An 11,907-nucleotide genomic window follows, 5' to 3' on the forward strand; every position below is an offset into this window, starting at 1 on the left:
GTCGGGGTTTAATGGGGGCGTCGCTCGGTTTCCACCGGCGCACGTCACCCGCCAGAATAGTCGCTTCACCCCAGGGAGTTCCGTGGCCGCCCGAACGTCCGAGAGCGACGAGCGCGCGAGCGACCCCGCCCTCGACCCGGACGCCGTCCGCGCCGCCGGCCCCCTGGCTTCCCGCTACGGGCGCACCCCGCGCAGCCGCCGCGGCGACCGGCGCCTCTTCGCCCTCGTCGCCGTCGCCTTCGTCGCGGTCTTCGCCGCCTGGGTGATCTGGGCCGGCCTCGACGGCGCCCGCGACGGCGTCGACGTGCAGGACACCGCGCACGTGGTCGTCGACGACCGCACCGTCCAGGTGTCGTTCGACCTCACCGTCCCGACCGGGCGCGACGCGGCCTGCGCCGTCCAGGCGCTCAACGAGCAGTCCGCCGTGGTCGGCTGGCTCGTCGTCGAGTACCCCGCGTCCACCGATCGCTTCCGCTCCTACACCGAGACGGTGCGCACCACGGAGCTCGCCACGACAGGTTTGATCTCCTCCTGCTGGCTCCCGTAGGGTGTCGGGGTGCCCTGACGGACTCGTCGGGGCCTTGTCTTTTCCCCCGCCGCACGCCCTCGGTCGATCCGCTCGACGGGCCAGGCGCCCGACAGCACCGTCGGTCGCGCGCGGCCGTCATGTGAGGAGCCCACCATGGCCGACCAGCCTCAGGTCACCTGGATGACCCAGGAGTCGTACGACCGCCTCCAGGCGGAGCACACCGAGCTGTCCACCAACGGACGCCTCGAGATCGCCAAGCGCATCGAGGTCGCGCGCGAGGAGGGCGACCTCAAGGAGAACGGCGGCTACCACGCCGCCAAGGACGAGCAGGGCAAGATCGAGGCGCGCATCCGCCAGCTGACCGCGCTGCTGCGCGAGGCCGAGATCGGCACGCCGCCCGAGAGCCACGGAGTCGTCGAGGCCGGCACGATCATCACCGCCGAGATCGCCGGCGACGAGTCGCGCTTCCTCCTCGGCAACCGCGAGATGGCGGGCGAGAGCGACCTCGACGTCTACAGCCCGCAGAGCCCGCTCGGCGGCGCGATCATGGGCCTGAAGGTCGGCGACTCCACCACCTTCGAGGCCCCCAACGGCCGGAACATCACCGTCAAGGTCGTCGACGTCGAGACCTGGAACGGCCACTGAGCACGTCCCGGTGACCCGTCCGCGGCGTTGTCGTCGGTCGCGATAGCGCCGCTATCGCTTCCTCCTCCGCCTTGCGGACGGGTCACCGGGACGTGCTCAGTCGTGAGTCACTCCGCGAGATGCCGCTTGTGCGCTCGACACGCCGTGTCGAAGCGTCACAAGTGGCATCTCGCGTATCCGGCGGACTAGCCGCGGGAGAGGCGCGGGCTGTAGCCGGCGTCGCGGAGGACCTGGAGGACGCGGTCGGCGTGCTCGGGGCCGCGGGTCTCGACGCTGATCTCGAGCTCGACCTCGCTGATCTGCAGGCCGCGGCCGTGCCGGGTGTGCAGCACCTCGACGACGTTGGCGTTGGCCTCCGAGATCAGGTCGGCGATCCGCGCGAGCTGACCCGGCCGGTCCGGCAGGCCGATGCTCATCTTCAGGTAGCGCTCGGAGGCGGCGAGGCCCCGGCTGATCACCCGCTCCATCATCAGCGGATCGATGTTGCCGCCGGAGAGGATGACCGCGGTGCGGCCCGCGTTCCGGATCTTGCCGGTGAGGATCGCGGCGATGCCGACGGCTCCGGCCGGCTCGACGACGAGCTTCGCGCGCTCGAGCAGCACCAGCAGCGCCCGGGCGGTGTCGTCGTCCTCGACGGTGACGACCTCGTCGACGACCTCGCGGATGATCTCGAAGTTCAGCTGGCCGGGCTTCGCGACCGCGATGCCGTCGGCGATGGTGGGCGAGATCGTGATGGCGATCGGCTCTCCGGCCGCGAGCGAGAGCGGGTAGGGCGCGGCGTTCGCGGCCTGGACGCCGATGACGCGCAGCGTGCGGCCCTCCTGGGCGGCCTTCTGCTTCGCGGCCGATGCGACGCCGGCGATGAGCCCGCCGCCGCCGATGGGGACGACGAGCGTCTCGACACCGGGAGCCTGCTCGAGGATCTCCAGGCCGATGGTGCCCTGGCCCGTGATCACGTCGGGGTGGTCGTAGGGCGGGATGAAGACCGCGCCGGTGCTCTCGGCGAACTCGGCCGCCGCGGCGAGCGCCTCGTTGAAGATGTGCCCGCTGAGCACCACCTCCGCGCCGTAGTCGCGGGTCGCCGCGAGCTTGGGCAGCGCGACGCCGATCGGCATGAAGATGGTCGCCTTGATGCCGAGCTCGCGCGCGGCGAAGGCGACGCCCTGGGCGTGGTTGCCGGCCGAGGCGGCGACGACGCCGCGCTCCCGCTCCTCGGGGGTGAGGTGCGAGAGCCGGAACACGGCGCCGCGGATCTTGTACGAGCCAGTGCGCTGCAGGTTCTCGCACTTGAGGAAGACGGGCGAGCCGAGCACCTCGGCGAGGAAGGTGCTCGTCTCCATCGGAGTGTTCGCGATGACGGGGGCGAGGACGGTTCGGGCCGCCTCGAACTCGCTCAGGGTCGGTCCGACGACGCGGCTAGTCTGCATGCTCTTCGGCAACTCTCTCGGGGGTTCGGGTCGGCGAGCGCCAGGCTCCGCTCGCGACGTAGTTGACCATGACGTTGAGGGTCGCGACGACCGGGACCGCGAAGAACGCGCCCGCGATGCCCGCGACGATCGAGCCGCCGGCGACCGCGAGGACGACGGCGAGCGGGTGCACCTTGACGGCGGAGCCCATGATCAGGGGCTGGAGGATGTGCCCCTCGAGCTGCTGGACGCCGAGGACGACGATCAGCAGGATCAGCGCGATGACCGGGCCGTTGTAGACCAGGGCGATGAAGACGGCCAGCGCGCCGGTGACGACCGCGCCGATCACGGGCACGAAGGAGCCGAGGAAGACCAGCACGCCGATCGGGATCGCGAGCGGGACGCCGAGCAGGAACGAGCCGAGCCCGATGCCCACCGCGTCGACGAAGGCGACCAGGATCTGCACCTTCACGAAGTTGGTCAGCGTGATCCAGCCCGCGCGGCCGGCCCCGTCGACGGCCCTCCGGGCGCGGTGCGGGAAGAGCCGCACGACCCAGCGCCAGATGTTCGGACCGTCGATCAGGATGAAGAGGGTCGAGAACAGCGTCAGCAGCACCCCGGTGAGCACGTGCCCGACCGTCGAGCCGACGCTGAGCGCACCGCTGACGAGCATCCCCGAGTCCTGCTGCACGGCGGCGAGCGCCTGCTGCGCGTACTGGTTGATGTCGGTCTCGGTCAGGTGCAGCGGCCCCTCGAGCAGCCACGACTTCAGGGCGTCGTAGGACTGCACGGTCTGGCGGCTGAGGTCGTCGAAGCCGGAGGTGACCTGGGTGACGACGAGGAAGAGCAGGCCGCCGATCACGAGGACGATGCCGAGCTCGGCCACCACGATCGCGAGCCACTTGGGCCAGTGGTGCCGCTGCAGGAACGTCGAGAACGGCACGAGGAGCGCCGCGATGACGATCGCGAGCAGCAGCGGGATGACGATCAGCCGCAGCTCGATCACCAGCAGGCCGATCACGGCGAGGGCACCGGCGACGACGAGGATCCGCCAGGCCCAGGCCCCGGCGATGCGCATCCCGGTGCTGACGAAGGCGGCGTCCGGGTCGAGCGGGCGGGGCTGCGGAGCCCGCTCGGGAGCCGCGGCGGCGCGGACGGCGTCGCGGGCGCCGGACGTGCGGCGGGACCGGCCGAGTCTCATCCGCCCAGACTAATCCCCGCCGCATTCCGCGGGCGGAATCCGCGACAGCTCACGAGGCCGCGCGGACGGCCACCGGCCGCCGCGCGAGCGCGAGGCCGACCCGCTCCCCCGGCTCGAGCCGGATCCCGGCCGCGTGCTGGACGACGAGCTCGTCCCCCTGCTCGGTGCGGACCGTGGAGCGGCGCACCGGTCCGAGGAAGCTGGTCGCGAGGACCACGGCAGGCAGATCGCCCGGAGCGCCGCCCGGCACGATCTCGATGTCCTCGGGGCGGAGGAACGCCGAGACGGCGCCGTCGACGGCCGCGCTGTCCACCAGGGGCAGGCGCGCTCCGAGCACCGAGACGGCCCCGCTCGAGACGACCCCCGGCACGACGTTCGAGAGCCCGACGAAGTGCGCGACGAACGGCGACGACGGCCGGGCGTAGAGGTCCTCGGGCGCGCCGAGCTGCTCGATCCTCCCCGCGTTCATCACCGCGACCCGGTCGGCGACGGCGAGCGCCTCCTCCTGATCGTGGGTGACGAAGAAGGTGGTGATGCCGATCTCGGACTGCAGCCGCTTGATCTCGTCGCGCAGCTGCACGCGGACCTTCGCGTCCAGCGCGGAGAGCGGCTCGTCCAGGAGCAGCACCCGGGGGCGGGTCACGAGCGCCCGCGCCAGGGCGCCCCGCTGCTGCTGCCCGCCGGAGAGCTGGTGCGCGTAGCGATCGCCCAGGGCGCCGAGGCCGACCAGGTCGAGCGCGTCCTGCGCGGCCGTCCGCCGCTCCTTCGCCGCGACACCGCGGGTGCGCAGCCCGAACTCCACGTTCTCGCGGGCGCGCAGGTGCGGGAAGAGCGAGTAGGACTGGAAGACCATGCCCATGTCGCGGCGGGCGACCGGCAGATCGGCGACGTCGCGCTCGTCGACCAGGATGCGGCCGGAGTCGATCCGCTCGAGCCCGCTGAGGGCGCGGAGAGCAGTGGTCTTGCCGCAGCCCGAGGGGCCGAGCAGGGCGATGAACTCCCCGGGCGCCACGTCGAACGAGACGCCGCCGAGGGCGCGAGCCGCGCCGAAGTGCCGGGCGACGTCGAGGAAGCGGACGCGGGCGCCCGGGGAGAGGGGCGCGGTCACGAGGTGCCTTTCGAGGCGCGGCGCCCGGTGGCGACGAGGCCGATCCGCGCGAGGCGGCCGATCCCGAGCAGCAGGGCGAAGGCGAACAGGAGGGAGAGGAGGGAGAAGATCACGGCGACGTAGGCGTCCTGCTTCGACACCTGCACGAGACCGGTCTGCAGGGTGGTGCGGCTGAGCAGCGAGGCGATGGTGTACTCGCCGAGGACCACGGCGACCGTGATCAGCGCGGCGGCGACGAGACCGCGGCGCAGATTCGGCAGCAGCACCCGGACGAGCACGCCGAACGGGCCGGCGCCCAGCGAGCGGGCGGCCTCCGAGAGCGTGATCGCGTCCAGGCCCGCGAGGTCGGCAGCGATCGCGCGGTAGGCGTAGGGCAGCACGAGCACGCCGTAGGCGAGCGCGAGCGTCCAGGGCGCCGAGCCGACGAGGCGGGTGATCACCGAGTACACCGGCGCGAGCCCGACGACCAGCACGATCGCGGGGACGGTCAGCGGCAGCAGGCAGACCAGCTCGAGCGGTCGGCTTAGCCGCGGCAGGCGGATCTCGACGAGGAGCATCGTCGGCACCAGCAGCACGAGCACGATCAGGGCGGTGACCACCGCGAGGATCAGCGAGTTGCCGATGCCCTGGAAGAGCGCGCGGTAGCCGCGCTCGTTCTCCGGGTCGAGGATCGCGGTCCAGTGCGAGAGGTCGTAGCCGCCGGCGCCGCGGAGGGTGAACTCCGCCATCGCGATCAGCGGCACCGCGAAGGCGAGGCCGGTGACGACCAGGACGATGCGGGAGAGAGCGCGGGTCACCGCTGCCACCGACGGGCCCGGCGCTGCAGCAGCGCGTAGCCGGACATCAGCACGATCATCACGAGGAGCATCCCGAGCGCGAGCGCGCCGGCCAGGTTCTCCCGGCCGAGGACCGTCTCGCTGACGAGCGCGGCGCGGATCTGCAGCGGCACGATCTGCGCGCCCTGGCTGATGAGTGCCGCGGCCGTGGCGAACGAGGAGAACGCGTTGGCGAACAGCAGCAGCACCGAGCCGAGGAAGGAGGGCGCGAGCACGGGGACCGCGACCCGCCACCAGTAGCTCACCGCTCCCCCGCCGAGCACGGCGTTCGCCTCGGCCCACTCGGGGCGCAGACCCTCGAGCGCAGGCAGGAAGGTCAGCACCATCAGCGGCACCTGGAAGTAGAGGTAGGGCAGGATCAGCCCGGGCAGCTGGTACAGCCAGACGCCGTCGGCGTAGAGGTCGACGCCGGCGCCGGCCAGGAGGGTCGTGACCAGGCCCTGCACGCCGATCGTCGCGATGAAGGCGAAGGCGAGCATCACGCCGCCGAACTGGGCGAGCACGCTCGCCGCGGCGTCGACGATCGTGCGCAGCGGACCGCGCGGATCGGCGCCGAGCAGAGCGAGGCAGACGACGCCGCCGAGGACCGCGCCGACGACGGCGGTGAGCGCCGACAGTCCGAGCGAGGCGCCGAAGGCGGACAGGACGACCGGGTCGCCCAGCGCCGCGACGTTCGCGAGCGTCGGCCGCCCGTCGCCGTCCACGAAGCCCGTCCCGACCGCGAGGACGGTCGGCACGGCGAGGAAGAGCAGGACGTACACCGCGAACGGAGCGACGCCGAGCGCTGCGGGAAGACCGCGCCGTCCCCGGGGCGCGCGGGCCCCGGGAACGGCGCGGACGGCGGCGGTCGTCACTGGATCGCCGCGCCCCACTTCTCGGCCAGCAGGGCCGAGGCGGCCTCGGTCTGCTCGGAGGTGAACTGGACGAGGTCCTCCGGAGCGGCGCCGACGGCGTCGAGGGCCTCCGTGTCCACCGTGCCGGCGTCGACCATGGCCGCCAGGCGCACCGGGTAGGCGCCGGCCGCGAGGTAGAGGTTCTGCGCGGCGTCGGAGTAGAGGTACTCCTGCCAGAGGCGCGCGGCGGCCGGGTGCGGCGCGTCGGCGTTGATCGCCTGGTTGTAGTAGCTGCCGACCGCGGTCCCGGGCAGCACCGTCGTCATCCACTCGCGGGTGCCCTCGTTCGCCTTCGCGGCGGCGAGGTTGTTGTAGCTCCAGTCGAAGACGACCGGGGTCTCGCCGGAGGCGATGGTCGCGTCGGTCGGGTCCAGCGGCAGGAAGTTGCCCGCGTCGTTGAGCTTCTCGAAGAAGTCGATGCCGGACTGGACGTCGTCGGCCGAGCCGCCCGACTGCAGGGCGGCGAGCTGCACGGCGGCCGCCGCGGCGCCGGCCTGGGTCGGGTCGCCGTTGATCGCGACGGAGCCGCGGTAGTCGGCGCCGAGCAGGTCGTCGAGCGACTCGGGCGCGGGCACGGCGTCGGCGTCGTAGCCGATCGACATCAGGCCGGTGTAGTCGTTCACCCAGAGGCCGGTCTCCTCGCGGTTGCCCTCGGGGATGTCGTCCCAGGTCTCGACCTTGTACGGCGCGAAGAGGTCGGTGTTGGCGAGCGCCACGGCGGCACCGAGGTCGAAGACGTCCGGAGCGGTGTCCTGGCCGGCCAGGTTCTGCGCGGTGCTGATCTCCTCGGCGGAGGAGACGTCCGGGTCGGCGGAGTTGACGGTGATGCCGTACTCGTCCTCGAAGCCCGAGATGAGCTCGCCGTAGTTGGCCCAGTTGTCGGGCAGCGCGATCACGTTCAGCTCGCCCTCGGCCTTCGCGGCCTCGACCAGGGCGTCGAGCCCGCCGAGGTCGGCGGCGGAGGTCGCGGTCGAGGCGTCGACGGACGCGTCGCCGGACGAGGCGCCGGCGTCGCCGGAGCAGGCGGTCAGGGTGAGAGCGAGAGCGGCGGTCGCGGCGGCGAGCACGCCGGGGCGGGGGAAGCGCTGGGTCGTCAAGAGTCCTCCAGGAGTCGGGTGGGTGGGCCCCTGCGGGCGCCTCGGGAAACGTAGGGGCGGCTCCCGACATCCCGGGGCCGCCCGGATGAACCGGACGGGAACACTCGGCGCCGGGGCGGGATCGGCCGATGTCGGCGGCCTTCGCTAGCGTGGGGGCACCATGACCGAGCAGCTCAGCCCCGCGCTCGCGCGCCGCATCGCCCTGGCCGCCCAGGGCTTCGGTGCCGCGCCGCCGCCGCGGGTCGGCACGCGGCAGATCCTCGGCGTGATCGACCGGATCCGGCCGCTGCAGCTCGACTCGGTCAACGTCTTCGAGCGGAGCCACTACCTCCCCGTCCTCGCCCGGCTCGGCCCCTACGACCGCGCCCTCCTCGACGCGGTCGCGTTCTCGCCGAAGGGCCACTACCTCGAGTACTGGGCGCACGAGGCGGCGCTGATCCGCCGCGCCGACCTCCCGCTCTACCGCTGGCGGATGGAGCACTACCGCCGCGTCCGCCTGCCCGAGCACGAGGGCTGGGCGGCCGAGAACCGGTCCACGCTCGACTGGCTGCGCGCGGCCCTCGCCGACGGGCCGTTGCGCGCGTCGGAGATCGAGCACGAGGCCAACACCCGGACCGGTCCGTGGTGGGGCTGGTCCGACATGAAGCGCGGGCTCGAGGTGCTCTTCCGCTGGGGCGAGGTGGTGACCGCCGGGCGCACGCGCTTCGAGCGCTCCTACGCGCTCGCCGATCAGGTGCTGCCCCGCGAGGTGCTCGAGGCGGAGGTCTCCACCGAGGACGCGGTCCGCGAGCTGGTGCGCCGCTCCGCCCTCGCGCTCGGCGTCGGGACGCTCGGCGATCTGGCCGACTACCACCGGCTGCTGAAGGCGCCGACGCTCGCGGCCGTGCACGACCTGGTCGACGCGGGCGAGCTGGTGCCGGTCGAGGTCCGCGGCTGGGAGCGCTCGGGGCGCCCGCTGCCGCTCTGGCGGCACACGGCGGCGCGGCGACCGCGCGAGCTGCGGGCCGACGCACTGCTCTCCCCCTTCGATCCCGTCGTCTGGCACCGCCCGCGCGCCGAGCTGTTCTTCGACTTCCACTACCGGATCGAGATCTACACCCCGGCGGCCCAGCGCGTGCACGGCTACTACGTGCTGCCCGTGCTGCTCGACGACGTGATCGCGGCGCGCGTCGACCTCAAGAGCGACCGGCAGAACGGCGTGCTGAGGGTGCAGGCGGCCTGGCGCGAGCCCGGAGCGCCGCCGGACACGGCCGAGCGCCTCGCCGCGCTGCTCGTCGCCGCCGCGCACTGGCAGGGGCTCGACACCGTGGACGTCGTCGGGCGGGGCACCCTCGCGCCCGAGCTCCTCGTCGCCCTCACCACCGGCCACCGGGAGGTCCTCGCATGAGCGGTCCGCAGGAGCGGCAGGGCACCATCGCGCTCGCCCTGTCCGAGAAGTGCGTCGCCCTGCTGCTCGAGCGCGGGACCACCAAGGGCGTCAGCTCGATCGACTTGGCGCACGCCGCCGGCATCTCGCTGCGCACCTTCCACCGCTACCTCGGCGGCAAGGAGGACTGCGTGCGGCCCGTGCTCTACGCGGCCATCGCGGCGATGGCGCGGGAGCTCGTCGCGCGGCCGGAGTCGGAGTCGCTGAACACCGCGCTGGGCGCCGCCTTCGCCGCGGCCGCGTCCGGCCCGCAGCTCGAGCGGACGCTGCGGCTGATGCCGCTGCTCACCGAGACGCCCGGCATGCGCGCGGTCTGGGCGCAGTCGCTGCACGACGGCGAGGCCGCGCTCACCCCGAGCATCGCCCGGCGGATGCGCCTGCCCGCGGCGGACGAGCCGCGCGCGGCCGTGCTCGCCACGGTCGTGCTGGCGCTGGTGCGGCGGGCCCTCGTGGACGCCGTCGCGACGGGCACCGACCCGGCCCCCGTCTTCGACGAGTACCTCACGACGCTCGACGGCGGCCCGCTCGCGGCGGGAGCACCGGCAGCGCGCTGACGGTGGGTCGAGAAGCACTTGCTGATCGATTAGCCCGCGCAGCGGGCGTATCGAGATCCACCACCGTCGGAAGTCGAGTCTGCAGACCAGGCGTGTCGATGACGGTGGGTCTCGATACGCCCCTGCGGGGCTACTCGACCGGCAGCAGGGGGGGGCGCCGCCAGGGCCGCTTCCTCCGTGGCGTCAGAACTGGACGCGGGGCGGCTCCGAGATGGCGGCGAGGTCGCCGACCTCGAAGAACTCGCGCTCGGAGAAGCCGAGGCGGCGGGAGAAGAGCGTGTTGGGGAAGACGGTGACCTTGGTGTTCATCTCGCGGACACCGCCGTTGTAGAAGCGGCGGGCCGACTGGATCCTGTCCTCCGAGTCGACCAGCTCGCCCTGCAGCTGCAGGAAGTTCTGGCTGGCCTGCAGCTGCGGGTACGCCTCGGCGACGGCGAAGATCGACTTCAGCGCCTTCTGCATGTGGTCCTCGGCGGCCGACGCCTCGGCCGGCCCCTGCGCGGAGAGCGTCTCGGCGCGGGCGCGGGTCACCGAGTCGAACACCTGCCGCTCGTGCGAGGCGTAGCCCTTCACCGAGTCGATGACGTTCGGGATCAGATCCGCCCGCCGCTTCAGCTGGACGGTGATGTCGCTCCAGGCCTCGTCGACGCGGACGTTCAGCGTGACGAGGGAGTTGTAGGTGGCCCAGAGGTAGATCCCGAGGATCACGACGAGCACGACGACGACGATGAGCGGGACGAGCCATTCCATGCCGACAAGTGTAGGGAAGGACCCCGCTCGGTTCTCCGCAGTCCGGCGCATTCGCAGAGACGCCGGTGGCGCTACTTGAGCGTCTTCTGCATCAGCACGGTGCTCAGCCAGCGCTCGAACTTGAAGCCGACACGGCCCATCCGGCCGACCTCGACGAAGCCGTACTTCGCGTGCATCGTCAGCGACGCCTCCGCCCCCTTGTCCGCGATGACGGCCATGACCTGGCGGATGCCGACGGCCTTCGCGCGCTCGAGCAGCTCGGTCATCAGCGCCTTGCCGAGGCCCTTGCCGGTCGAGGCGGCGCGCAGGTAGATCGAGTTCTCGACGGTGAAGCGGTAGGCGCGCTTGGACGACCACGGCGACACCATCGCGTAGCCCAGGATCTGCCCCGACGGCGAGACGGCCACGATGAACGGCAGCCCGAGCTTCTGGTTGCGCGCGAACTTCGAGCGCCACTCCTTCAGCGTCGAGTCGTCCTCGTCGAAGGTCACCACGGTGTTCCGGACGTAGTGGTTGTAGATCTCCTGGATGTCCGGCAGGTCCGCGCTGCGCGCCTCGCGGATCTCGAAGGAGAACTCCGGCTCGGGGGCGGGCGCCCGGCGCAGGTGCGGCGGGAGGACCCGGCGCTGCTCGTACTCTTCCTCGAGCATCTCGCTCCTTCTCGGCGGTGGTGGTCGGCGTCGCTGATCCCGGGCGGCGGCCGCGATCCGGGCCAGCGTAGCCGGGGTGGCGGAGCACCGCACGCGCGGCGGGCCGCGGTGTCGGGCCCCGGGGCTCAGGGCAGGAGCGCCCAGTCGACGGGCTCGGCCCCGCGCTCGGCGAGCAGCTCGTTCGCGCGGCTGAACGGGCGCGAGCCGAAGAAGCCGCGGGAGGCGGACAGCGGGCTGGGGTGGACGCTCTCGACGATCCCGGAGTCGCCCAGCAGCGGCCGGAGGTTCGCCGCGTCGCGTCCCCAGAGGATCGCGACGAGCGGCTGCTCGCGGGCGACGAGTGTGCGGATCGCGTGCTCGGTGACCCGCTCCCAGCCCTTGCCGCGGTGCGAGGCGGGTGCGCCCGGCGCGACGGTGAGGACGCGGTTGAGCAGCAGCACGCCGCTGCGCGTCCAGCCGCTGAGGTCGCCGTGCTCGGGCGGGGAGACACCGAGGTCGTCGCGGAGCTCGCGATAGATGTTCTGCAGACTGCGCGGCAGCGGCCGGACGTGCCGGTCCACGGCGAAGGACAGCCCGATCGGATGCCCGGGCGTCGGATACGGGTCCTGCCCGACGATCAGGACGCGGACGTCCTCCAGCGGCGCGGCGAACGCGCGAAGCACCTGCGCGCCGGCCGGGAGGTAGGGGCGCCCGGCCGCGGTCTCCGCGCGGAGGAAGTCGCCCATCGCCGCGATGTCGCCGGCGACCGGGGCGAGCGCCTCGGCCCAGCCGCGGTCGATCAGGCCGGCACCCGCCAGCTCCTGCAGGTCCAC

13 protein-coding genes are annotated in these 11,907 nt (G+C 72.7%); 4 read left to right on the forward strand and 9 right to left on the reverse strand.

Annotated elements, in window-relative coordinates; genetic code table 11:
• Positions 1-82 precede the first annotated feature (82 nt).
• Both MT353_RS01705 and greA read left to right on the forward strand, forming a co-directional pair.
• Positions 83-547 (forward strand): DUF4307 domain-containing protein, encoded by a 465-nt coding sequence (locus tag MT353_RS01705; RefSeq protein ID WP_123702743.1) that lies wholly within the window; start codon positions 83-85, stop codon positions 545-547.
• A 135-nt stretch (positions 548-682) separates the two neighbouring features.
• Positions 683-1,174: a transcription elongation factor GreA gene (greA, locus tag MT353_RS01710; protein WP_123445411.1), complete on the forward strand. Its 492-nt coding sequence runs from the start codon at positions 683-685 to the stop codon at positions 1,172-1,174.
• Positions 1,175-1,359: 185 nt separating this feature from the next.
• On the opposite strand, the gene ilvA is transcribed toward greA, so the two are convergent.
• From ilvA to MT353_RS01740, 6 genes are read right to left on the reverse strand one after another with little or no spacing between them, the layout of a single operon-like run.
• Positions 1,360-2,601 (reverse strand): threonine ammonia-lyase, encoded by a 1,242-nt coding sequence (gene ilvA / locus MT353_RS01715; protein WP_123445410.1) that lies wholly within the window; start codon positions 2,599-2,601, stop codon positions 1,360-1,362.
• The gene (locus MT353_RS01720; protein ID WP_123735277.1) at positions 2,591-3,781 is read right to left on the reverse strand and encodes an AI-2E family transporter; all 1,191 of its coding nucleotides are present in this window, start codon (positions 3,779-3,781) and stop codon (positions 2,591-2,593) included. The genes ilvA and MT353_RS01720 overlap by 11 nt, the downstream gene beginning before the upstream one ends.
• 49 nt (positions 3,782-3,830) lie before the next feature.
• Entirely contained in the window at positions 3,831-4,889 is a 1,059-nt protein-coding gene (locus MT353_RS01725) for an ABC transporter ATP-binding protein (protein WP_243623467.1), read from the reverse strand.
• A complete protein-coding gene (locus tag MT353_RS01730; protein WP_243623468.1) occupies positions 4,886-5,686 on the reverse strand; it encodes an ABC transporter permease in 801 nt (266 codons plus the stop codon). Before MT353_RS01730 ends, MT353_RS01725 begins: the two co-directional genes overlap by 4 nt.
• Positions 5,683-6,579: an ABC transporter permease subunit gene (locus MT353_RS01735; RefSeq protein WP_243598887.1), complete on the reverse strand. Its 897-nt coding sequence runs from the start codon at positions 6,577-6,579 to the stop codon at positions 5,683-5,685. The genes MT353_RS01730 and MT353_RS01735 overlap by 4 nt, the downstream gene beginning before the upstream one ends.
• Positions 6,576-7,715: an ABC transporter substrate-binding protein gene (locus tag MT353_RS01740; RefSeq protein ID WP_243623469.1), complete on the reverse strand. Its 1,140-nt coding sequence runs from the start codon at positions 7,713-7,715 to the stop codon at positions 6,576-6,578. Before MT353_RS01740 ends, MT353_RS01735 begins: the two co-directional genes overlap by 4 nt.
• A gap of 160 nt (positions 7,716-7,875) precedes the next feature.
• Here MT353_RS01740 and MT353_RS01745 point away from each other — a divergent pair, with 160 nt between their 5' ends.
• Together MT353_RS01745 and MT353_RS01750 are read left to right on the forward strand one after the other, a co-directional pair.
• Positions 7,876-9,102: a winged helix-turn-helix domain-containing protein gene (locus tag MT353_RS01745; protein WP_243598885.1), complete on the forward strand. Its 1,227-nt coding sequence runs from the start codon at positions 7,876-7,878 to the stop codon at positions 9,100-9,102.
• Complete coding sequence (locus MT353_RS01750) at positions 9,099-9,695, forward strand: TetR/AcrR family transcriptional regulator (protein WP_243598884.1); 597 nt, start codon at positions 9,099-9,101, stop codon at positions 9,693-9,695. Before MT353_RS01745 ends, MT353_RS01750 begins: the two co-directional genes overlap by 4 nt.
• 183 nt (positions 9,696-9,878) lie before the next feature.
• Here the strand turns inward: MT353_RS01750 and MT353_RS01755 are convergent, their stop codons facing one another.
• The 3 genes from MT353_RS01755 to MT353_RS01765 all read right to left on the reverse strand — a co-directional run bounded on the left by MT353_RS01755 (position 9,879) and on the right by MT353_RS01765 (position 11,907).
• Positions 9,879-10,445 (reverse strand): LemA family protein, encoded by a 567-nt coding sequence (locus MT353_RS01755; protein WP_123445403.1) that lies wholly within the window; start codon positions 10,443-10,445, stop codon positions 9,879-9,881.
• Positions 10,446-10,516: 71 nt separating this feature from the next.
• Positions 10,517-11,095, reverse strand: coding sequence for a GNAT family N-acetyltransferase (locus MT353_RS01760; RefSeq protein ID WP_123702722.1), 579 nt, complete (start codon positions 11,093-11,095; stop codon positions 10,517-10,519).
• Positions 11,096-11,220: 125 nt separating this feature from the next.
• Positions 11,221-11,907, reverse strand: a complete 687-nt coding sequence (locus MT353_RS01765; protein WP_374204641.1) for a uracil-DNA glycosylase — start codon at positions 11,905-11,907, stop codon at positions 11,221-11,223.

Origin of the sequence: Rathayibacter sp. VKM Ac-2927, assembly GCF_022815525.1 — a bacterium.
Classification (GTDB): Bacteria; Actinomycetota; Actinomycetes; order Actinomycetales; family Microbacteriaceae; genus Rathayibacter; species Rathayibacter festucae.